Annotated in this window: 18 protein-coding genes; 3 read left to right on the top strand and 15 right to left on the bottom strand. The window is 72.1% G+C overall.

All coding sequences use genetic code 11. From position 1 onward, the window contains the following. Nucleotides 1-116: 116 nt before the first annotated feature. A complete protein-coding gene (locus ACZ4SV_RS07315) occupies nucleotides 117-947 on the bottom strand; it encodes an SDR family NAD(P)-dependent oxidoreductase (RefSeq protein WP_468002168.1) in 831 nt (276 codons plus the stop codon). Between the two features lie 173 nt (nucleotides 948-1,120). Between ACZ4SV_RS07315 and ACZ4SV_RS07310 the strand changes: the two genes are divergently transcribed. Continuing rightward, nucleotides 1,121-1,834, top strand: a complete 714-nt coding sequence (locus ACZ4SV_RS07310) for a TetR/AcrR family transcriptional regulator (RefSeq protein WP_468002166.1) — start codon at nucleotides 1,121-1,123, stop codon at nucleotides 1,832-1,834. Between the two features lie 279 nt (nucleotides 1,835-2,113). Here ACZ4SV_RS07310 and ACZ4SV_RS07305 read toward each other — a convergent pair whose 3' ends face one another. The 3 genes from ACZ4SV_RS07305 to ACZ4SV_RS07295 all read right to left on the bottom strand — a co-directional run bounded on the left by ACZ4SV_RS07305 (nucleotide 2,114) and on the right by ACZ4SV_RS07295 (nucleotide 6,045). After that, nucleotides 2,114-2,998, bottom strand: coding sequence for a universal stress protein (locus ACZ4SV_RS07305; RefSeq protein ID WP_468002164.1), 885 nt, complete (start codon nucleotides 2,996-2,998; stop codon nucleotides 2,114-2,116). Between the two features lie 81 nt (nucleotides 2,999-3,079). Continuing rightward, complete coding sequence (locus ACZ4SV_RS07300) at nucleotides 3,080-5,050, bottom strand: APC family permease (RefSeq protein ID WP_468002498.1); 1,971 nt, start codon at nucleotides 5,048-5,050, stop codon at nucleotides 3,080-3,082. A 167-nt stretch (nucleotides 5,051-5,217) separates the two neighbouring features. Further along, nucleotides 5,218-6,045 (bottom strand): alpha/beta fold hydrolase, encoded by an 828-nt coding sequence (locus ACZ4SV_RS07295; RefSeq protein ID WP_468002162.1) that lies wholly within the window; start codon nucleotides 6,043-6,045, stop codon nucleotides 5,218-5,220. Nucleotides 6,046-6,110: 65 nt separating this feature from the next. On the opposite strand from ACZ4SV_RS07295, the gene ACZ4SV_RS07290 reads away from it, so the two are divergent. Together ACZ4SV_RS07290 and ACZ4SV_RS07285 are read left to right on the top strand one after the other, a co-directional pair. Continuing rightward, complete coding sequence (locus ACZ4SV_RS07290) at nucleotides 6,111-6,563, top strand: MarR family winged helix-turn-helix transcriptional regulator (RefSeq protein WP_468002160.1); 453 nt, start codon at nucleotides 6,111-6,113, stop codon at nucleotides 6,561-6,563. 324 nt (nucleotides 6,564-6,887) lie between these two features. Continuing rightward, nucleotides 6,888-7,442, top strand: a complete 555-nt coding sequence (locus ACZ4SV_RS07285) for a MerR family transcriptional regulator (protein WP_468002158.1) — start codon at nucleotides 6,888-6,890, stop codon at nucleotides 7,440-7,442. Here the strand turns inward: ACZ4SV_RS07285 and ACZ4SV_RS07280 are convergent. The 11 genes from ACZ4SV_RS07280 to ACZ4SV_RS07230 all read right to left on the bottom strand — a co-directional run bounded on the left by ACZ4SV_RS07280 (nucleotide 7,406) and on the right by ACZ4SV_RS07230 (nucleotide 20,769). Beyond that, nucleotides 7,406-8,233, bottom strand: coding sequence for an SDR family oxidoreductase (locus ACZ4SV_RS07280; RefSeq protein WP_468002156.1), 828 nt, complete (start codon nucleotides 8,231-8,233; stop codon nucleotides 7,406-7,408). The two genes, ACZ4SV_RS07285 and ACZ4SV_RS07280, sit on opposite strands and share 37 nt — an antisense overlap. Beyond that, on the bottom strand, nucleotides 8,230-9,372 hold the full coding sequence (locus ACZ4SV_RS07275; protein ID WP_468002154.1) for an alcohol dehydrogenase catalytic domain-containing protein: 1,143 nt from the start codon (nucleotides 9,370-9,372) through the stop codon (nucleotides 8,230-8,232). Before ACZ4SV_RS07275 ends, ACZ4SV_RS07280 begins: the two co-directional genes overlap by 4 nt. 101 nt (nucleotides 9,373-9,473) lie before the next feature. Next, nucleotides 9,474-11,318, bottom strand: coding sequence for an HAD-IA family hydrolase (locus tag ACZ4SV_RS07270; RefSeq protein WP_468002152.1), 1,845 nt, complete (start codon nucleotides 11,316-11,318; stop codon nucleotides 9,474-9,476). Next, nucleotides 11,315-12,844 carry an FAD-binding oxidoreductase gene (locus tag ACZ4SV_RS07265; RefSeq protein WP_468002150.1) on the bottom strand — a complete coding sequence of 510 codons (1,530 nt, stop codon included), beginning with the start codon at nucleotides 12,842-12,844 and terminating at the stop codon, nucleotides 11,315-11,317. The genes ACZ4SV_RS07270 and ACZ4SV_RS07265 overlap by 4 nt, the downstream gene beginning before the upstream one ends. Nucleotides 12,845-13,210: 366 nt before the next feature. Then, nucleotides 13,211-14,062, bottom strand: a complete 852-nt coding sequence (locus tag ACZ4SV_RS07260) for a TIGR03619 family F420-dependent LLM class oxidoreductase (protein ID WP_468002148.1) — start codon at nucleotides 14,060-14,062, stop codon at nucleotides 13,211-13,213. Continuing rightward, nucleotides 14,059-15,348: a serine hydrolase domain-containing protein gene (locus tag ACZ4SV_RS07255; RefSeq protein WP_468002146.1), complete on the bottom strand. Its 1,290-nt coding sequence runs from the start codon at nucleotides 15,346-15,348 to the stop codon at nucleotides 14,059-14,061. Before ACZ4SV_RS07255 ends, ACZ4SV_RS07260 begins: the two co-directional genes overlap by 4 nt. Further along, the gene (locus ACZ4SV_RS07250) at nucleotides 15,345-16,589 is read right to left on the bottom strand and encodes a sedoheptulose 7-phosphate cyclase (protein WP_468002496.1); all 1,245 of its coding nucleotides are present in this window, start codon (nucleotides 16,587-16,589) and stop codon (nucleotides 15,345-15,347) included. Before ACZ4SV_RS07250 ends, ACZ4SV_RS07255 begins: the two co-directional genes overlap by 4 nt. A gap of 57 nt (nucleotides 16,590-16,646) precedes the next feature. Beyond that, nucleotides 16,647-17,885, bottom strand: coding sequence for an MFS transporter (locus ACZ4SV_RS07245; protein ID WP_398214323.1), 1,239 nt, complete (start codon nucleotides 17,883-17,885; stop codon nucleotides 16,647-16,649). Between the two features lie 182 nt (nucleotides 17,886-18,067). Next, a complete protein-coding gene (locus tag ACZ4SV_RS07240) occupies nucleotides 18,068-19,198 on the bottom strand; it encodes a hypothetical protein (protein WP_468002143.1) in 1,131 nt (376 codons plus the stop codon). A gap of 261 nt (nucleotides 19,199-19,459) precedes the next feature. After that, the gene (locus ACZ4SV_RS07235; protein WP_397935332.1) at nucleotides 19,460-20,179 is read right to left on the bottom strand and encodes a cysteine hydrolase family protein; all 720 of its coding nucleotides are present in this window, start codon (nucleotides 20,177-20,179) and stop codon (nucleotides 19,460-19,462) included. Further along, nucleotides 20,179-20,769: a cysteine hydrolase family protein gene (locus ACZ4SV_RS07230; protein WP_468002141.1), complete on the bottom strand. Its 591-nt coding sequence runs from the start codon at nucleotides 20,767-20,769 to the stop codon at nucleotides 20,179-20,181. The genes ACZ4SV_RS07235 and ACZ4SV_RS07230 overlap by 1 nt, the downstream gene beginning before the upstream one ends. Between the last annotated feature and the right edge of the window lie 105 nt (nucleotides 20,770-20,874).

Genomic DNA, 20,874 nt, shown 5'->3' with positions numbered 1-20,874 from the left:
CCTCCGAGGCACGGTGCTGCCGTTCTACGGCAGCACCGTCCCGGGCGTGAACGTCACGTCGCCGCCGCGCCCAGGGCCCGTCGCTTCAGGTCCGCGCCGGTTTCCCGGACGGGACGTCAGTTCCGTAGCAGAAGTCGCTTGGTGAGGGCTTCCAGGCGGCCGGCCGCCGCGCGGTCGAAGTCCTGGGTGTCGACCCGGATCCGCTGCCCTTCGACGAAGGCGCTCAACGGGTCGTCGGGGGGATCGTCCAGGGCGGCGACGATCGGTGGCAGTGCGGCGGAGACGGGCTTCGCGTTCCGCTGCATCGACCGGATGTGTTCGAGCGTCCCGGCGTCGTACACACCGGAGAAGCCGGTCGCGGTGACCCCGGGGTGGATGAGGACGTAGCGGACGCCGGTGGCGGCGCCGTACCGCTCGGCGAACGACACGCCCAGCAGGTCGTTGAGTTTTCCGCCCTGGCCGAGGGCGGCGCCCCCGTGGTACCCGTGCCGCAGTTGCAGGTCGTCCCAGCGGACCACGCCGAGACCGGCTCCGGGGCCCGCGATGTTCACCACCACCGGGCGTTCCGCCTTGCGCAAGGACTCCACCAGGCCGTGGCCGAGGAGGTAGCGGCTCAGGTAGAAGAGGGCGAAGTTCTCCTCGTAGCCCTCCGCGGTGACGGTGCGGCGGTACTGGTAGTGCCGGGCGCAGAGGACCAGCGCGTCCACGGACGGCGTCTCGCGGGTGATCTCGTCGACGGCCGCGGAGGTCTGGGCCAGCAGGCTCAGGTCCGCGGTCACGAACCGCGCCCGGTCCGCGGCGCCGTGCCGCGCGGCACGCTCCAGGAAGGCGCGGCCCTTGGCCGGGTTCCGCCCGATGACGAAGACCTTGTCGCCCCGGGCCAGTTGCCGTTCGGCCAGGGCCTTGCCGATGCCGTCCGTGCCTCCCGCGATGACCAGGACCTTCACGTCGTCTCTCCTCGTGTCGTCGCGGCGTGCCGGGCGGATCCAGGCGTCCGTCCGGTCACGGGCGCCCCTCCGACGGCTGCACTGTAGGGGCCGGTGGACTGTGATTGCAATCGCTGGCCTAGTTCATTGCACTGGCCAGTGCAGTCTCTGGCACGGGTGGGTACGATGATCCGGTGACGGGAGCGAGTGCAGTGGGGAAGACGGGCAAGGCGGCGCCGCGGGCGGCGTCCCGCGGACGGATCGACAAGCGGGAGGCGATCCTGCGTGCCGCGTTCACGGTGTTCTCCCACCGCGGCTACGCCCGCGCGTGCATGGAGGAGATCGCGGAGGTGGCGGGGGTGGCGAAGCACACCGTGTACAACCACCTCGGCGACAAGGAGAACGTGTTCCGCAGTGCGCTCGAAACGGCCGCCGACACCGTGATGGCCGAGAACATCGCCGTGGTCGAGCTGCTGACCGTCGACGGACACGGACACGGACACGGACACGGACACGGAGCCGAGGCCGGCGACGAGGAGGTGCAGGCGGTGTTCGAGGACGTGGCACACCGCCTGCTGCTCCAGTGCTGTGACGAGCGGTCATGGGCGTTGCGGCGGCTGCTCTACGCGGAGGTGGCCCGGTTCCCCGAGCTGCTGGAGATCGTCTGGGGCCGCGGTGCGAGCCGCCTCCAGCAGTCCCTGGCCGACCGGCTCGCCCGTCTGTCGCTGGCCGGGCGGCTGCGCTCGTGCGATCCCGCGGAGGCCGCGGAGCAGTTCCTCGCACTGCTCACCGGCCCGATGGAGCGACGCTCCCGCCTCGGCACCCAGGCGGTGGACAAGGAAGAGCTGCGCGCCGTCGCGGGCTCGGCTGTGCGCACCTTCCTGCTGGCCTACCGGCCCGCGGTCTGACCCCTCCTGCTGGCCTATCGGCCGGCGGCCTGACCCGTTCTGCTGGCCTACCGGCCGTCGGCCTGACCCTTCCTGTGACGCCCCGCAGGGCTCGCGGAGCCTCGTCCGCTCTGCGGGGCGTGCCGGGTCGTCAGGGGCTCTGCCGCAATGCGGCGGCCAGTGCGCGGACGCCGGTGTCGATGTCCCGGGTCGTGTGGCGTGCGGTGACGTTGCCCCGTACGTCGGAAGCCGCGCGGTCGCCCGGCCGGTCCGACGACGAGGCACCCCGGGGCCGCGGAGCTAGTTTCCGGCCTTCGTGGGGGGCCCGGGGACGACGCCTACCAGGGCGACGGGGCAGGGCGAGTGGCGCAGTGCGGCGTGGTGGGTGGGTCTGAGTTCGCGGTGGACCATGCCGTGCCGGTGCCGGACTCCCAGGACGAGGAGGTCGGCGTGTTGCGCGGCGTGGGGCAGGGCATGGGGTGCGGGGCCGTCGACGACGTGTCTGTGCACGGTGACGCCGCTTTCGAGGGCGGCCCGTGCCGGGACCGCCGCGCTGAGGAGCGCGTCGGCTGCCGCCGAGCCGTTATCCGGTGGTTCTTGCCGTGTTTCCTGCCGGCTCCGGGCGTGCACCGCGACCAGGTCGCCGCCACGGGCCTGTGCCTCGCGGAGGGCGAAGGCGACATGGGCGGCACCGGCGTCGGTTGCCTCCCCGACACCGAGGACGACCCGCCGGTCTCCTGTGGGGCGCTCTGGGGCGGGGCCGCCGACGAGGATGACGGGGCACCACGCGCGTTCCGCGACACGAGGCCCGACGGAACCGAGGGACAGGCGGCGTGCGAGGGAGCCGTGGTCACGATGGCCGACGACCAGCGCGAAGGCGCCTTCTCCCGCGTGGACCAGGACGTCGACGGGTTCCCCGGGCAGCACTTCGGCGTGGACCCTCACCTCGGGGCGGCGCCGGCGGACCCGGGCCTCGGCGTCGGTGATGATCTCTTCCAGTGCGGCGGCTTCAGCCCGGCCTTCGGGAGAGTCCTCTGCAGGGGTGGCGTCTTCGAAGCGTTCCCATACGGAGGCGTGCACGATGCGAAGGGGCCGGCCGTGCAGAGCGGCCTCGTCGGCGGCCCAGTCCAGCGCCCTCATGCTGGAGGGGGAGCCGTCCACGCCCACAGTCACTGGTTCGTCCACCGGCCACGCTCCCTCTCGTCACCAGTGAAACGACGGTCCGCGGTGCCCGCAAGCCGCGCGGGGCGTCCGGATGGCATCCGGTCAGCGTGACGGTTCGCCGCGGCGGACGGAGCCCGGGGCACGCGGACCGTGGTGGTCGGCCCCTGCGGAGGAGAGGAGCTGCCAGGGCACGCTGATCACCATGACGCCGGGAATGAAGCGCAGGCGCGCCTTGATCCGCAGCGCGGACTGGTTGTGCAGCAGGTTCTCCCACCAGCGGCCGACGACGTACTCGGGGATGTGGACGCCGACCATGTCGCGGGGACCTTCACGGCTGAGGGAGCGCACGTAGTCGACGACGGGCCTGGTGACCTCACGGTAGGGAGAGTCCAGGACCTTGAGGGGGATGTCGATGCCGAGTCGCTGCCACTCGTCTTCCAGCGCCCGTGCCTCGTCGTGGTCGACGGCGACGGTGAGCGCCTCCAGCCGGTCGGGGTGGAGAGCGCGGGCATAGGCCAGCGCCCGCAGGGTCGGTTTGTGGACGTTGGAGACCAGCACGATCGCCAGGACACGGGAGGGGGAGGTGAGGTCGGCGTGCGGGTCGGTGCTCGTCAGCTCGGCGGTGGTGCGGTCGTAATGCCCGCGGATCGCGCGCATCAGCAGCCACAGCACCCCGGCGGCGAGCACGGCCAGCCAGGCGCCTTCGAGGAACTTCGTGAGCAGGACCACCACCAGGACCAGGCCCGTGGTCACCGCGCCGGCCGCGTTGATGACTCTGGCGAGGTGCCGGCGGCGCCGCAGCGCGGGGTCGCTCCCGGCGGACATGGCCCGGTTCCAGTGCCGGACCATGCCGGTCTGCGACAGCGTGAAGGAGGTGAAGACGCCCAGGATGTAGAGGTGGATCAGGGCCGTGACGCTGGCTTCGAACCCCCACAGCAGCATACCGGCGGTGACGGCCAGCGCCACGATGCCGTTGGAGAAGGCGAGCCTGTCGCCGCGGCTGTGCAACTGGCGCGGCAGGTAGCGGCGCTGCGCCAGGATCGACGAGAGCAGCGGGAAACCGTTGAACGCGGTGTTCGCGGCGAGGACCAGGACGAGCGCGGTGGCGGCCTGGATGAAGTAGAAGCCGGGACTCCTCTCCCCGCCGAAGACCGCGGCGGCGATCTGGGCGATGACCGTGCGCTGCTGGTACGAGGAGCAGTCCTCGCCCAGTCCGGTGAGCCGGCAGGTGTCCTCGGCGATATGGACCTTGGAGACGAGCGCGAGAGCGGTGACACCGACGAACATGGTGACCGCGATGAGGCCCATCGCGGCCAGGGTCGTCGCCGCGTTGTGCGACTTCGGCTTCCGGAAGGCGGGAACCCCGTTGGAGATGGCCTCCACGCCGGTCAACGCGGTGCAGCCGTTGGAGAACGCCCGCAGGACCAGCAGCACCAGCGCCACACCGGCCAGCCGCGAGTCGCCCGCCTCCGGCCGGATGCCGTACGAGGCGCTCTCGGCGACCGGCGCGTCCCCGGCCAGATACCGGAAGAGCCCGGTGACGATCATGATGAGCACACCGCCGACGAACAGGTACGTCGGCGCCGCGAAAGCCCGCCCGGACTCGCGCACCCCCCGCAGGTTCACCACCGCGAGCACCACCACGAAACCCAGCGCCATCGGCACCCGCTGTGCGTGCACCTGCGGAACGGCGGAGATGACGTTGTCCACGCCCGAAGCCACCGACACCGCCACCGTCATCACGTAGTCGACCAGCAGGGCGGCCCCCACCACCAGACCGGTGTTCTCGCCCAGGTTCGCCGACACGACCTCGTACGAGCCGCCACCGCTCGGGTAGGCGCGCACGACCTGCTGGTACGACAGCACCACCACCGTCATCAGCGCGACGACCGCCGCCGCGATCCACGGCGTGACACGCACATAGGCCAGCCCGCCCAGCGTGAGCACCAGCAAGATCTCCTGCGTCGCGTAGGCAACCGACGACAAGGGGTCCGAGGCGAAGATCGGCAGGGCCAGACGCTTGGGCAGCAATGCCTCGCCCAACTCGCTGCTGCGCAGGGCACGGCCGACCATGAGCCGCTTCGCCACCCCGGAGATCCTGATCACAGTAGCGAAGGTAGAGCGCCGGCCTGCCGATCAGAAGGACCATCGCCCCGACTCGGGCTCCGGCATGCGCCGGATGGCAGGAGGCCGTCCGGCCACACCCGGCCTCCCACCCGTGGTTTCAGGTCGACGGAGGCTCAGCCCAGGAAAGCCGTCAGCCGGTCGTCCAGTTGCTGCGGCGAGGTGAGCGGCAGGGAATGGTGGGTGGCTCCGGGGAGTACGGCCACCTCGCCGCGCGCAAGCGCCCGGCGGGCCCGGTCCGCGACCTTGGCGGTGGAGTGGGCGCGGCTGTGTTCCGCGAGCAGGACCAGGACCGGCATGGCGAGGCCGGCCGGCCGAGGCCGGGCGCCGGTGACCAGCTTGCGGCCGGGAACGGTGGTGGCCAGCGCGTAGAGGCGCTGCCAGGTCTCGTCCGGGTGGGTGCCCGCCGTCTCCCAGGCCAGGAAGGCGCGGGCGCGGGCCTCGCTCGGACGGATCAGGGCGGGCAGCGCGCGCAGCAGATAGCCGAGGCGGAACCCGGCGAAGACCTGGGTGGGGTCGACCAGGGCGAGACGGTCCACCCGGCGCGGTGCGTGCAGGGCGTATCTGACGGCCAGCCAGGCGCCGTACGAGTGACCGCACAGGTGGGTGCGGGCGAGCCCGAGGCCGTCCAGCAGCGCGTCCAGCCACGCCGTCAGATCGTCGGCGTTCCTCAGCGGTGCGCCCCGGCGTTCGGTGCGGCCGGCGTCGCCCAGCAGGTCCACGGCATGCACCCGGTACCGCTCCCCGAGGGCCGGTGCGTTGGCGAACCAGGACAGGCCGGTGGCCGAGCCGCCGGGCAGCAGCACCAGCGGGCTGCCGTCCGCCGGGCCGTACACATGGACCCGGGTGCGGCCGTACGGCGTGCCGACATCGCGCTCCTCGGTGGACTCGGGCCAGCGGGCGCGGAGCTGGTCGTAGGCAAGGTCGAAGGCGGACGGGGACACGGGATTCCTCTCGCCAGGCGATAATCTCGCTCAGCGAGATATTACGCCGAGGCCGAGGAGTGCGCATGGACGAACGGGAACCGGCGATGCGACTGGTCCACTTGCTGCGCGCGGTCACCGTGGAGTTCGACCTGCTCGGTGCCGAGTTCGCCGCGCGCCACGGGCTGCATCCCACCGATGTGCGCGCGCTGATCCACCTTCTGGACGCGGCACGGGCGGGTACGCGGGCCACGCCCGGGTGGCTCGGCGAGCAGCTCCGGCTGAACTCCGCGGGAACCACCTCCCTGGTGGACCGGCTGGAGCGGCTGGGCCTGGTCCGGCGCAGCAGGGACACGGCAGACCGGCGACGCGTCCTGCTGCACGTGGAAGAGAAGGCCACGGAACTCGGGTGGACCTTCTTCGGGCCGGTGATCGGCGAGGTGATGGCGGCCGCGGAAGGCTTCGACGCGGGCGAGCTGGAGACGGTGCGCCGCTTCCTGACCGCGGTACTGGAGTCCACCGGACGGACCCGCCCGTGAGCCGCCGGTTCCACGGGACCTTCCCGCTCTCCGGCTGGACGCGACTGCCCCGGCTCTCGACGCCTTCGCGCGGAGCTGTGTCTGCGCCACGCACGGCCGGGGGAGACGGGCCGTCCCGACGCGGTGGTGCGGGACGGACATCCGCGTTCATGACCTCGCGCTCCCGGAATACGGATGAGCCGACGGGTGTTCGCGCGTTGCGTGGCACCGCTCCGTCCGTCGCGTCGGGCCGGTGACCGCGGCATGCCAGTGGAGCGACCCGGAGGAGAGAACCGCTATGCCGAGGCTTTTATGCCGGCCGCAGCCGGCCGAACGGAGCGCCTGATGAACACATCGGTGGGCACACTCGATCGACTGACGGAGCCGGGTGCACCCGGCCCGGTGGAGGTGCCGGGACCGCCGGCCTCCCCGTACCGGATGTCCCCCGATCCCGCGGTGGACGAGGAGACGCTGCGTATGGGCGAGATGGCCGAGACGACGGGGGTGAGCGAACGACTGCTGCGCTACTACGAGAGCCGTGGTCTGCTCACCCCGGGACGCACGGCGCGCGGTCACCGCTTCTACACGAGCGCGGACGTCGCCCGGGTGCGGCTGGTCAAGTTCCTGATCGACGGGGGGATGAGCACGAAGGACATCCGCTTCCTGCTGGAGTGCGTCCACGAGGGCGTGGACGTGTCCCGGGTGTGCGAGGAACTCGACACCGTGCTGACGCGTGAGTACGTCCGCATCAGCAAGGAGATCCAGTCCCTCGAACTCACCCGCAGGTACCTCGCCGTCCTGACGGGCCGTCCCCTCGCGCAGCCCGCCGCGTGGGAGCAGGCGGGCCGGTGGGTGGATCCCGGTCAGGAGTGCACGGCGCCGGTCCGACGCCCCCGGTAGCCGACCGCATCCTCTCCCAGCACGGAGCGGACGTTGGCGTCCGCGGCGATCAGCGACAGACCGCCGTCGACGACGAACGACTGCCCGGTGACGTAGGCGGACCGGCCGGACACGAGCCAGCGAATCAGATCGGCGACCTCACGCGGGTCACCCGGCCGCCCGGCCGGCACCACCGGCCGGGCGACCGTCGCGGGATCGACGGCCGGATCGTGCCCGTTCATGGGCGTGGCGGTCTCCCCAGGGGCCACCGACACCACGGTGATGCCGTGCTCGCCGAGTTCCAGGGCCATCGTCCTGGTGAGCATGCCGAGCGCGCTCTTGGCCGCGCAGTACGCGCTGCCGCCCGCGATCGGGATGTGCTCGTGCACACTCGTCACGTTGACGATCCGGCCGCCGCGACCCGCCGCCACCATCGTCCGAGCCGCCTCCTGCGCCAGCGCGAACGGGCTGTCGAGGTTCACGGTGAAGACGTGTGACCAGGAGTCGAGATCCTCCGTCAGGACGGAGGCGCGCCGGTTGACGCCCGCGTTGTTGACCAGGACGTCGATCCCGCCGGCCGTCCGGACGGCCGCGCGCAGGGCCGCGACCGCGGCCGCCGGGTCCGTCAGCGGGAAACCCACCGCCCAGGTGCGCACCTTGGCGCCCTCCGCGATCTCGCGGGCGACCTCCTCGGCGGCCTGTCGATTGCCTCCGTAGCCGACCACCACGTCGAAACCGGCCTCGCCCAGCGCGCGGGCGGTGGCCGCCCCGATGCCCGAACTGGCGCCCGTCACGACAGCCGTTCCCGTCATCCCCGAACTCCTTCGCCGTTCAGCTCGATCACCAACCGGACGACGACCTCGCCGTCGACCACCCGTCCGCCCGCCACCACACGGTTCATGACATCCACCCCGGCCTCCGGGCCGAGACGGTGGGTCAGCAGCCGCCCGTAGCGCTCGGGCTGCCGCCCCAGCTCCGCGGCCGCCGCGGCCAGGGATACGCCGGTGACGCCCCGGTTGCCGGTGAACACGACCGTCGTGCCCTGGCCGTCGCTCCACACGACCCGGCGCGCGGGCAGGGGGCCGCCGGTGTTGGCCGCCCGTACCCCGGCCAGGTCCACCCCGGGGTGGGCGGCGCTGCGCGCGTCGGCGGAGACCCCTCCGATGACGTGGTACGCGCGCACCGCCGAACCGAAACGGCGGTGCGCCGCCGCCAGGGCCTCGACGGTGCGGTCCCGGTGGGTGGCGACGAGGACGAGGACGGGACGGTCCGGGAGCTGCCGCCGGCTGCCGGGGGCGGCCAGGCCGGCGAGGTCGAGGTGCCGCACGCCCCGGTCCCGCCAGGCCGTCTCGGACCACGCCCGGCCCGCCGCGTTGGTGTGCACCAGGGTGACGGCCAGGCCGTCGTCGGGAGTGCCGGTGCCGCCGAAGAGATCGCGGGCGCGGGCCGCCGCGAGGTTGCCGATGAGACCGGCGCCGATCACCACCAGTTCCTCGCCAGGGCGCGGCGCCAGGCACTCCCAGGCGTAGTCCACGACGGCGAGCGGTTCCACCAGGGTGGCCTGGGCGGGCCCGGGTTCCTCCCCGATCGGGACCAGCAGGCCCGCCGACACGGCCGAGGAGGCGATCAGCACCCGCTCTTGGAAGAGGCCGTCGACGTTGTGCCCGAGCAGGAAGGAAGGATCTGCGGGGTGGGTGGGGTTCACGGTCACCCGGTCGCCGCTGCGGACCTGGGTGACTCCCGGACCGACCGCCACCACGCGGCACGCGCCCTCGTGGCCGAGGACCGGGGACGGGTCGTCCCGCAGGCCGCGCAGCATCTGGATGTCCGTGCCGCACAGGCTGACCGCCTCGGGGGCGAGAAGAACCTCGCCGGGGCCGGGTTCAGGGGTGGGCCGGGTGACGATCCGGCTGACGCCGGCCTCTCGGACGATGGCGCGGTGGGTGGCCATGCTCCTTCTCCTCGGATGCTCGAGGGCCGGCCGGGCGGCCTGCCATGCCGGTACGGCCGGGACGCTCGTCGTCTCGGCATGCGCGCGCTCGGTGTCCGCGGTCATGGTTTCACCACCCGCAGGAAGCCGTCCGCGAGGAGGGCGGCGCCCCGGATCGGATCGATCTCACCGTGGGCCGGCACGGCCAGCGTGGCGTGGCGCCCGGAGGGAGCGGTGTAGCCGGCCTCCCGGTCCAAGTGGCTTTCCAGGGCCCGCTGATAGGCGGTGCCCAGCCCCTCGGCGACTCCGCCGCCGATCACCACCAGCGCGACGAGGGGGTCGATTGCCGTCAGCCAGCGGATCGCCTGGGCCAGCGGGTGGACGACGACATCCAGGAGGAGTGTCGCCTCCGCGTCCCCGCCCGCGACCCGCTCCGGGAAACGCGCGGGGTCGAAGCCGGACATGCCGAGCACCCGGGCCACCCGGGGCAGCGCGGGTCCCGCCGCCACGGAGGAGACATGCCCGGCGCCGCCACACGGGCAGGGCAGCTCCAGCAGCCGTGTGTGCACGACCGGTTCGAGCCCGGCGGGCAGGGCGGCGGGCAGATGGCCGATCTCGCCCTGGAAACCGTCCGGATCGACCGCGATGGTGCGGGTCGTGAGGTCCGCGGTCTTCAGGGCGATGCCGCTGCTGACGGTCACGTAGGCCACGTGCGGGGCGCCGGGCAGTGCCGCGCCCCGCCCGGCGGCGAGGTCGGTGACCGCGCAGGTGACGTCGTTGTACACATGCCAGGAGATGTCCGGGCGCCGCTGGGCCAGCTCCGCCACCAGATCGCGGCCGGGTGTGCCGGAGCCCCACAGCGGGCCCGAGCCGTGCACCCGGCCGGTCAGGTCGTCCATGGCCGCGCCCAGGGAGACCACCACCCGGCCGGCGCTCACTTCGGGACCGGTCAGCTCGTCGAGGAGCCGCTCCGTCAGGTCCTCGACGGACAGCGTCGGGTGGTTGAGTCGACTGGGTGCCGGGCGGCGGACGGTGTGTCCCCCGGACCGGAAGCGGAGCCAGGTGCCGCCGATGTCGAATCCGGTCACGGCACCCGAGCCGGTGACGGCAGCCGCGGAGGACACCGGGGCCGGCGCGGGCCGGACCGCTTCGGCCGCCCGGCCCGCCGCGCCCCCGTGCACCCGGGCAGGAGCCAGGGCAGTCGGGTGGCTGGCGGTCATCGTCCGTCTCCGTCCGTTGTTCCCGTCGCCTCCGTCGCGGCGGGAGGGGCGAGGTGCCGGTACGCGCAGGAGCAGTCCGGTCTCCGTCACGGTGACGGTGACGCCCCGCAGATCGGGGACCCGGGCGTCCGTCTCCACGTCCGTCACCGCCTCGCCGACACCGACGCAGCGGCACCCCGCGGCCCGGCCGGCACGGATCCCCACGTCGGCGTCCTCGAACACCACGCAGGTCCGCGGCGGTGCGCCGAGGGCCTGCGCCCCACGCTCGTACCCCTCGGGATCGGGCTTTCCGGAGCGTACGGATTCGGCGGCGATCAGGACCGGCGGTTCGGGCAGTCCGGCGGCGGCCAGGCGGGCCCGCGCCACCTCCTCGTACGCGGCCGTGACCACCGCCCACCGGTCGGCGGGGAGAGCCGCCAGGAGGTCGAAGGCGCCGGGCAGCGGGCGTACGTCACCGGCGTGCTCCCGCTGCATGCGGCGGACGCGCTCGGCACCCGCCGCGACCGCTTCCGGGCCGGGCAGGAAGTCGGTCAGGATGTCGACGGCGGTCCGGCCGGGCAGGGCGGCCAGGACGGCCTCGACGGGCAGTCGCCGTTCCCGCGCGAAGGCGGACCAGGCCCTCTCGATGGAGGCCGACGAGTCGATCAGCGTGCCGTCCATGTCGAACAGCACAGCCTGGCAGGCGAGTTCCGTGCCGTCCGCCGCCCGTGTGGAGGCGGCCGGGGAGCCGGCCCCGGGCGCCGTCACGGCCGCACCGACTGGGCGTGCCGGAAGACGTTCCCCGGGTCCCACTGCCGTTTGACCGCCCGGAGGCGAGTGTGGTTGTCGCCGTAGTACAGATCGCCGGCGGACAGCCCCGAGGTGTTGAACCGCGCGTCTGACAGGTCGCTGTTCGGATAGTTGACGTAGCTGCCGGCGGTGGCCTCGTCGTAGCCGGGCACGCCGCCGGTCTCCCGGAACATGCCGTGGTAGGCGCGGCGCAGCCAGCCGATGTTGCCGGCGTCGTATCGCTGGTCCGCCCAGAAGGTCTGTACGAGCAGTTTCATCGTGGCGTCGCGCTGGAAGACGGCCGTGTCGGCGGGCCGGACGCGGGAGATCGCTCCGCCCAGGGCCGCGATGTCGACGCCGGCCGACAGCGAGCCCTCGACCGGCTCGTGCAGGAACCGGTGGATCTCCGCCACCTGGGCCGTGGTGAGCCGGCCCCGCAGATTGGCCGAACCCTGCTTGCCCCGCCGGTTGGGGTCGCTGTTCTCGTCGCTGGATGTGCCGACGAGCCGGACGGCGTTCATCCACGGCATACGGGCGCGGGTGACGTACCGCTCGTCGTCGGTGCGGCCCAGGGCCGCACCGAGCCGGGCGACGAGGTCGTCACCGACGGGCTCGCCCGCCGGGTCGGCGACCTGCATGACCATGCCCACGCCGCCGTGGTCCCGGTGCCGGATCGTCAGCCAGGGGAAGACGGAGTCGGCCGGTCCGGAGGAGGTGTGGTGCCGGGCGCACCAGTCGGCGAACACGTCGAGGAACGAGCCGAGGCGTTCCGGACCGACGCCCTCCCACGGCCAGTCGCAGAACACCAGCAAGACGTCCGCAGGCGGCGAGGGCAGGCCGCGCGGCTCGTCGGGGCTGTGGAAGTCGAAACGGGTGACGACACCGAAGTTGCCGCCTCCTCCGCCGGTGTGCGCCCAGAACAGGTCGCCGAGAGCGCCGGTGTCGCCGCGCCGCGCGTAGGTGAGCGCGGCCTTGCCGTGGGCATCCACGGTCACCACCTCCACGCCCGCGAGGTGGTCCACGGTCAGCCCGTGCCGACGGGACAGCAGACCGTAGCCGCCACCCGTGACATGGCCGCCGACGCCGACCGAGTAGCAGACCCCGCCGGGAACGGTGACGCCGTGGTCGCGGTACAGGCGGTCGTACACGTTCAACAGGCGGGCACCGGAACCGACCGTGTACACGCCCCGCGCGGAGTCGTACCCGATCTGGTCGAGGGAGCCCATGGTGATGAGGGTCTGCACGTCCGCGGAGAGCACGAAATCCTCGAAACAGTGCCCTCCGCCGTAGACAGTGAACCGGCGGCCACCGTCGAGGGCCCGCTGCACCGCCGCCACCGTCTCGGCGGCGGTGCGCGGGGCGAGGATCTCGGTGGGACGGACGTCGAAGCGCCGGTTGTAGCCGGTGCGCAGCGAGTCGTATTGGGGATCGCGGCCCGGTAACACCACGGGTACGCCGGCCGTCACGGCCGGGCCGGCGGCCGCGGCGCGCGCCGTTCCCGCCACCGACGTGCCGGCACCGGCCGCGCCGGCCCCGGCGACGGCGGTGAGGAAGCCGCGGCGTCTCAGACGAGCGGACCGCCGGACACCGGGCGGCCCTCCGGATCCGGTGGGGCCGGGCACTGTGCGGGCCGGGACCGTACGCCCTGGCGTCGTGTAGTCCGCAGCTATCTGTCTTATGTGTCTTACATGTCTGTCACCTATGTGGTCGCCAACTACAGGGTCACCGGACGTGTGGTCGCCGGTCGAGCCGCTTCTCGTGCTGTCCATGCGTCCCGTTCTCCGTACCGCCGCTGACGGCGCTGGTCTTGGTGGAGTTCTCGGCGCGAAGGATCCGCCGGTCGTTCGGCCCGTCCCCCGGCCGTCGTCGTGTCAGCGCCCCACCCGTACGCCGAGGGCGGCGCGCAGGGCCGCCTCGTACGGCGCGAGGAACTCCTCGATGTCGTCCAGGGGCGCCGACGGCAGCAGCGTGGCCACCTGGTCGACCCCCGCCTCGGCCAGGACCGAGAGGACGGACGGGTCGTGCGGCACGCCCATCACCACCACCGGCAGGTGCCGGCCCTGTTCCCGGCCGACCGCGCGGACCTCGGCGAGTCCCGTCAGCAGCCGCTCCAGCGGAACCGAGCCGAAGTCGGGCATCCAGCCGTCGCCGAAGGTGCGTACCCGGTGCGGGGCCCGTGGTCCGGCGCCGCCGACGAGGATCGGCGGTCCGGGCCGCTGCAGCGGTGTCGGCAACACCACCACGTCCTCGAACTGGACGTGTGGCGAGGACACCGTGGTCGGTTCGCCCGACCACAGGGCCCGTACGGCCAGGGCGTGTTCGGCCAGACGGGCGTTGCGGCGGGCCGGGTCGACACCGTGCCGGCGCATCTCGTCCTCGATCCAGCCGGCGCCGACGCCGACGTCGAGGCGGCCGTCGGTCAGCCGGTCCAGGCTGGCGAGCCGTTTCGCCATGGCGATCGGCTCGTGCTGGGCCAGCAGGCTGACGGCGGACCCCACCCGGAGGCGTTCGGTCACCGCGGCGGCGGCCTGTGCCGCCACGAACGGGTCGAAGGTCTCGCGGAAGCGGCGTTCCAGGGTGGGGGCCTGGCGGGCGAAGGCCAGGGACTGGTGGGTGTGCTCGCAGAAGTACAGGGCGTCGTACCCGGTGTCCTCCAGCCGGCGGGCCAGATCCGTCACCCGGGCGGTCCGGGTGGTCTGGAAGACCGAGACGCTGATCTTCATGCTGGTACTGCCTTTCCGGTCTCCGCCGAGGCGGAGGCCATGGCCTGCTCGCCGTCCGGCGCACTCTGCGCTTCCGGATCCCGCAGGGCGGATTTCAGCGCGCGGATCAGGTTGCCGGCCCGGTGGTCGTCGTTGCCGATGTCAAGGAGGCGGCTGGGGGTGTAGGAGAGCGCGATGCGCGCGTCCGGCCAGCCGAAGTGCGCCGACCCGCCACCGCCGTCGTGGCCGAACATGTCGGCGTCCACACCGGTGCGCGGGGTGCCCTTGAGACGGAACCCGCCGCGTCCGTAGGCGAAGGGGAAGCCGAGCGTCGGGTCCTCCTGCCGCACGTACGGGGTGAGTGCCGCGCGGACCGTCTCGGCCCGGGCCAGGTTGCCCGGCTGTCCGTCCGGCCGGTGCAGGTCCTCGACGACCAGCGAGTACAGGCGCGAGATGTCACGCGCGGTGCCGACGAGGTTGGCCGCCGGGATGTACGCGGTGCGCAGGGCGTCGTCGTTCCACACCACCCTGCCCTTCGGGAAGGGCATGGGATTGGCCCAGATGGCGCGGGTCAGCGGGTCCTCGCTGTCGTTGAAGCGGTCGTACTGGGCGGCGAACGCGTCGTCGTGGACCACGGTCGCCACCTCCGCGGCCGGGCTCAGACACCAGTCGAGGACGAGGCCGTGCGGTTCGGCGATCTCGCGGCGGAAGTAGGCGCGCAGGGACAGACCAGTGGTGCGGTGGACGAGTTCGTCGACGATCCAGCCCATGGTCCACGGACCGTAGATGAGCCGGGGCTCGGTCACCGGGGCCTGGCCGGCGAGGGCCCGTGCCATGGTCCGGACGTCCGCGAGGTCCTGGTGGCCGACGCCCCGGCCCGTGACGGCGGGCAGACCCGCGCAGTACGTCACGGCGTCGGAGACGGTGACGCGGTCCTTGCCGTGGGCGGCGAACTCCGGCCAGTAGCGGGCGACGGGTTCGTCGAGCCGCAGCACTCCGCTGTCGCACAGGCGCAGCAGGGCTACGGCGATGATCCCCTTGGAACCGGAGAAGATCTGGGCCCGGGTGCCCCTCGCCCACGGGCGGCCCGTCGCCGGGTCGGCGGTACCACCCCACAGGTCGACGACGAGCCGGCCCCGGTGGTGGACGGCGAACGCGGCCCCCACCTCGGTCTCGCGCAGGTTCGCCTCGAAACAGTCCCGTACGGCCTCGAAACCCGGGGCGACGAAGCCCTGGGCGCCGTCGGAGCCCAGGCGTGCGCCGTCGGTGGTCCCGGCGGGTCCGTCCGGGTCTCGTCCGGCGCTCATGCGGCAGCCGCCTGGACCCGGGTGCCGTCGCCGGACTCGGCGTACGCGGCCACGTAACGCACCGCGGCGGCGATCTCGTCGGCGGTGACGTCGTTCACGAACACGTGGTCTCCGATGCCCCGGGTCAGCGGGAGCCGCTGCTGTCCGTCACGGTGCCGGACGGTGTCCTCCAGCGCGCGTACGAGCAGCCCGGTGTCGGCCAGCGCATCGTTCCACGGGCTGAGGCCGAGGCCGCGCATGACCGCGAGGACCCGGGCGGCCTCGGCCTCGGTCGTCAGGCCGCGTCCCAGGGAGATGCCCGTGGTCAGGGCCATGTCGACGGCGACGGCCTCGCCGTGCAGCAGTTCGGCCACGGAGTGCATCTCGATGGTGGGACTGAAGGTGTGGCCGTAGTCGACGCAGCGCTCGAGGACGGCTTCCCACAGGTTCGGCTGGAGCTCCTCCAGCATCAGATGGATGGACTCGTGGGTGATGTACTCGGCCATGCCGGCGTGGAACGCGTCGTCGAAGACGTCCCGGATCCCGTACCTGCCCGCGCGCTCCAGCATGGTGAACAGCGTCTCGGACTTGACCAGGGCCACCTTGAGTATCTCCGCGAACCCGTTACTGAGGTGCCGCTGCGGGAGGGTGGCGAGGAAGCTGGTGTCGAGAAGGCTCAGCAGCGGCTGGGCGTAGGTGCCGATGCGGTTCTTGCCAGAGCGGTGGTTGACCCCGGTCTTCACCCCGACGCCCGCATCGATCAGGCCGACCAAGGTGGTGGGTATGCGTATGTAGGGGGTGCCGCGCCGGTAGATGCTGGCGGCGAAGCCGACGATGTCGCACAGTACGCCGCCGCCGATGGCGATGACGGGCTCCCGCCGGCGGTCCACGCCGAACTCGTCCATCGCGGCGAGCACGGCGTCCACGCTCTGCCAGTCCTTGACCTGCTCGTGGGCGTCGAGGACGAGGGTGTCGGTGGTGAAGCCGTGGGTGTCGAAGTAGGCGGCGATCGCGGTGCCGTAGAGGTCGTGGACGGTCCGGTCCACGACCAGCAGCCGCCGGTCGCTGGGCGTGCCGGGGCCGGTGGCTCCCGGTTGGGCGACGCATCGGCGGAGCGCGTCGGCGAGGTGCGGGTCGGAGGGGTCCAGCAGGTGGTGGTGGACGAGGACTTCGTACGACACCTGCTTGACGGCGTCCACGGTCCATCGGCCCTGCGGACGGCGGGTCAGCGCATGTTTGTACTGCGGGGCGGAGGCGGTCATGGAAGGCAAGGGGTCTCCATCGATCGGTTCGCCGGAATCGGTCGCGGGGATGCGGTGTCAGGCGGTCGTGGGAGTGCCCGCGTGGGGTTCGTCCGCCGGGCGCGCGGTCCCGGAGCCGGGAGCCGAGCGCCGGCGGCGCACCAGGACCCAGGCGAGGGCGGCGGCCAGGGCGGCGGGCGGCAGGGCGATGAGCGGCAGGTTCCCGACCGGCCGGCCGGAGTTCAGCCAGGCCGAGCCGGTCCAGCCGGCCAGCGCGATCCCGATGTTGAAGGCGGAGCTGTTGAGGGCCAGGGCCAGGTTGGGCGACAGCCCCTCGGCGTTGGAGGCCACCCAGGTGTTCAGGGCCGGGAACGTGGCGAAGTAGGCGAGGCCGACCAGGACGGTGACGATCACCGTCGGTACCGCGCTGCCGGACACCAGCAGGAGCACGGCGAGCACGGCGAGGGTGGCGGTGACGGTGCCGGCCATCGCCTGGAGCACCCGGCCGTCGGCGATCCGTCCGCCCAGGGTGTTGCCGACGACGCAGCCGGCGCCGTACGCGAGCATGATCCACACGATCGCACCGGAACCGACCCCGGAGCCCTGGGTCAGGAACGGGGCCACGTACGTCACCACCGTGAGGGCCGCCATGCCGGTCAGCGCGGTGACGCAGATGCCGAGGAGCAGTTCGGGGCGGCCCAGCCCGCGCAGGCCGGCCCGCGGCGCGGGCGCACCGGCCGGCTCGTCGGCCGGGAAGACGGCGAGGATCACCAGCAGGCTGACCGCGGCCAGCACGGCGACCAGCCAGAACGCCGCCTGCCAGGCAAGGTGCTGGCCGAGGAAGACACCGATCGGAACACCGAGCACGGTGGCCACGGACAGGCCGAGGGTGATGTTGGCGGCGGCCGACGCCTCCTTGCCGGGCTCGGCCACGCGCATGGCCGCCGTCATGAACACCACCATGATCGTGGTGTGCACCAGGCCGGTGATCACCCGTCCCGCGACCACCGCGGGGAAGGAACCGGCCGCGGCGGCCAGTACGGAGCCCGCGGCGTACAGCGCGATCGATCCGGTCACCAGTTTCCGGGGCCCCACCCGGTCGAAGAACAGGGTCACGATCGGGCCGGCCACGGTCACCGTTCCGGCGTACGCGGTCACGAGCAAGCCTGCGGATCCCTCGCTCACCCGCAGTCCGCGGGCGATCTCGGGCAGGATGCCCGCGACCACGTTCTCGCTGGTGCCCAGGGCGAACGCACCGATCACGAACCCCACGAACAGGAGCCTTCGGGCCGTCTCACGAGTTCTTGGCTGGGTCATGGGACAGGACGGTATGACCTGACATCGTGTGAGGCGGAAACCCGTACGGAGGTGACCTTGACCACACAGCGTGAGCGGCGTGAACTTTCGGCCACGCCCCGGCGGACGCCCCCCCCCGGCGCCCCGACCCACAGCGCCCCCCGTCCCCCGGGAGTCGGGGGACAGGGGGCGGCGTCGTGGGGTCAGACGCTTGCGGTGTGGCCCGTGATCGGGCAGGTTGCCGCTGCCGCGGCGGTGGTGAAGGCCGCGGTGTTGGCGGTGGCCGCCGTACCGCCGATCTGCTGGAGGATCTCGTCCGACAGCAGGTCCTCCTTGCCCTTGAGGGCGTCGGCGACCTTGAGGTCGGTGTTGAAGACCATCTCCGCGGCGACGTTGTCCTGGACGATCCGGGCCAGGTTGTCCAGGGCCACGGCGATCGGGTCCGACGGGGTCTCCACGGTGGGCAGGTCGATCAGGTGGGTGTTCACCTTCGCCTGGTTCATGGTGCGGCGGATGATGATGGACGCCTGGTTCAGCTCGGCCGTCGTCCAGATCGACAGCACCGTGACGTACAGGTTGCTCCACGCCTCCTCGCCGATCAGCGTGCGCCACCGCTTCATCAGCGCCTCGATGCCGGTGATCTGCGCGGTCGCGGCGAACGTCATGTTGACGCGGATGGACGGGTAGACGGTCGCGGCGAACCGGTTGAACGCCACCATGTCGAAGGAGCCCGCCTTGACGATGGTGTCGATGAACTTGACGGCCTCCGACAGGATCTTGGTGCAGGAGGCGTCGAGGTCGGTGGGGAGGTTCGCCGTCGGCAGCATCGTGAGCGCCGAACTCAGCGTCGTGCGGAAGCTGTTCAGCGGAGTGACCCAGCCCTTGTCGCCCGGTGTCTTGAAGGCGACCATGTCCAGATCGTGCGGGTCGATGCGGCCGGCGTTGGGGATGTTCGGCACCTGGTCGCTGAGGTAGGCGGCGATCACCGAGTAGATGCCCAGCGGGATGTGCGCGATGGACTTGGCCAGTTCGAAGTACTCCGGAACCGGGTCGACCGTCTCGACCTGCACGCCCTTGTTGATCAGTGTGAAGCGTCCGCCGACGGCGTTGTTCTGGACGACGATCACGGGCGAGAGCTGCTTGATCAGCTCGGCCTTGAGGGACGCGTAGTTGGCGCGCATCCCGGCGTTCACATTGCGTATCGCGTTGCGTGCCGCCTTCTCGTCGGTCGCTGCCGGTGCGGCCGACGCGCTGGTGGCTGTCTGCGTCTGGGCGAGGAAGGTGGCCGCCCCTGCTGCCGAAACGGTACCCAGAAATCCTCTACGTGTTGCCATGCCCCGTCTTTCCGTTGTGATGGATCGGTCCTCTGCGGGGTGGGGGGAGGAATGTGGGGGGGGGCCTCGGGGTGGGGGGTCAGGCGTGGGGGGAAGATCAAGTGGGGAAAGCGTGGGGGGAAGACCACAGGGGGAACGCGTGGGGGGACGTGTGGGGTAAGTCCGTTACGAGGGTGGGGTGGCGGGCCGGACCGCCGGCGTTCAGGTCGCCGGCGGACCGGCCCGCTCGCGCCGGACCGGGGGAGGCCCGGCGCGAGCCGGTCAGGTCAGCGACTTCTGCGACGGCACCACGACGCCGTAGAGGTCCTGGACCGTGGCGAGAGCGGCTTCGTGGAGCTGCCGCGCGGGAATGCCCTCCGGGTCGCCCTTCAGCGGCAGCGGCCGGGTGGCCGAGGCGTCGGCGACCACGGTCGGCCGGTATCCGTCGAGGAAGGCGCCCTGCGCGGTGAACAGAACACACATGTTGGTCATGAACCCGGCGACGATGACGTTCTTCTTGCCGGTCTTCTCGACCTTCTCGGCCAGATCGGTGCCGTGGAAGGCGTTGGGGACGCTCTTCACCACGACCGGCTCGCCCTTGGCGGGCTTGAGCGCCGGAATGATCTGTCCCGCCTTCGACTTCAGGTCGTAGCCCTTGTCGACGATGTGGATGACCGGGGTGCCCGCCGCGCGCGCCCGCTTCAGCAGCGCTTCGGCGTTGTGCAGCGCGGGTTTCCACCCGTCGAGTTCCATCACACCGTCGGTGTAGGTGTTCTGGTAGTCCACCATGATCAGCGTCGCGTCGGACAGCGTGGCCGGTGTCTCGTCGAGGCCGTTGAGCTGCCTCAGCGTCTTCGTGTCCTTGGCGACGTTCGTCCGGGCGGCGGGTGCCGACGGCGCGTCCTTGGCGGCGGCGGCCTCGGACGTTCCGCCGCACGCGGCGACGGTGGCCGCGAGCAGGGCGGCGGTGCACAGCGCGACGGCTGAACGCAACGGCTTCATCAGGCGAGGTCCTCCTGGGACGGAACGACGACCCCGTACAGGTCGGCGATGGTGGCGAGGGCGCCGAGGTGCACCTGGCGGGCGTCCAGTTCCGTGCCGGCGACCGGCAGCGAACGGGTGGCGCTGGCGTCGGCCACCACGGTGGGCCGGTTGCCGCGCAGGAAGGCGCCCTGGGCGGTGAACGCCACGCACATGTGGGTCATGAACCCGGCGATGACCAGATCGCCGCGCCCCGCCTCGTCGACGAGGTCGCCGAGGTCGGTGCCGTGGAAGGCGTTCGGCGCCTGCTTGACGACCACGGGCTCGCCGTCGGCCGGCGCGACGCTCGGGTGGATCTGGCCGATCTCGGCGCGGATGTCGTACGGCGTGCCCTCACCGCCGTCGTTGACGACGTGGACGACCTTGGCACCCTCCCGGCGGGCGCGCTCCAGCAGCCGGGCGGCGGCGTCCAGCGCGGGCTGCCAGCCGTCCAGCTCCATGACACCGGTCGTGTAGGTGTTCTGGTAGTCGATCATGACCAGGGTCGAGTCGGCCAGCTTCGCGGGCGCGTCGTCGAAGCCGTTGAGCTGTCGGAGCGTCGTTCTGGGCATGGAGTACCACCTGAGGAAAGGGAGTTGGGAGGGGACTGCGCCGGTGCGATGACCTGCACTCATGACGCTATGGCCCGGCGGACGCGTCGGCAATGTCGTCTAGCA

Source organism: Streptomyces sp. NPDC027672 (assembly GCF_055566335.1).
Note: the sequence above shows the minus strand (reverse complement) of the source record. Positions and strands in the feature narration are given on the sequence as shown.

Excerpts from the sequence above, each read along its gene's own strand:
- ACZ4SV_RS07300 (WP_468002498.1), bottom strand. The coding sequence starts at position 5,050 with ATGGTCGGCCGTGCCCTGCGCAGCAGCGAGTTGGGCGAGGCATTGCTG.
- ACZ4SV_RS07290 (WP_468002160.1), top strand. The coding sequence starts at position 6,111 with ATGGACGAACGGGAACCGGCGATGCGACTGGTCCACTTGCTGCGCGCG.
- ACZ4SV_RS07285 (WP_468002158.1), top strand. The coding sequence starts at position 6,888 with ATGAACACATCGGTGGGCACACTCGATCGACTGACGGAGCCGGGTGCA.
- ACZ4SV_RS07280 (WP_468002156.1), bottom strand. The coding sequence starts at position 8,233 with ATGACGGGAACGGCTGTCGTGACGGGCGCCAGTTCGGGCATCGGGGCG.
- ACZ4SV_RS07275 (WP_468002154.1), bottom strand. The coding sequence starts at position 9,372 with ATGGCCACCCACCGCGCCATCGTCCGAGAGGCCGGCGTCAGCCGGATC.
- ACZ4SV_RS07260 (WP_468002148.1), bottom strand. The coding sequence starts at position 14,062 with ATGAAGATCAGCGTCTCGGTCTTCCAGACCACCCGGACCGCCCGGGTG.
- ACZ4SV_RS07255 (WP_468002146.1), bottom strand. The coding sequence starts at position 15,348 with ATGAGCGCCGGACGAGACCCGGACGGACCCGCCGGGACCACCGACGGC.
- ACZ4SV_RS07250 (WP_468002496.1), bottom strand. The coding sequence starts at position 16,589 with ATGACCGCCTCCGCCCCGCAGTACAAACATGCGCTGACCCGCCGTCCG.
- ACZ4SV_RS07245 (WP_398214323.1), bottom strand. The coding sequence starts at position 17,885 with ATGACCCAGCCAAGAACTCGTGAGACGGCCCGAAGGCTCCTGTTCGTG.
- ACZ4SV_RS07240 (WP_468002143.1), bottom strand. The coding sequence starts at position 19,198 with ATGGCAACACGTAGAGGATTTCTGGGTACCGTTTCGGCAGCAGGGGCG.
- ACZ4SV_RS07235 (WP_397935332.1), bottom strand. The coding sequence starts at position 20,179 with ATGAAGCCGTTGCGTTCAGCCGTCGCGCTGTGCACCGCCGCCCTGCTC.
- ACZ4SV_RS07230 (WP_468002141.1), bottom strand. The coding sequence starts at position 20,769 with ATGCCCAGAACGACGCTCCGACAGCTCAACGGCTTCGACGACGCGCCC.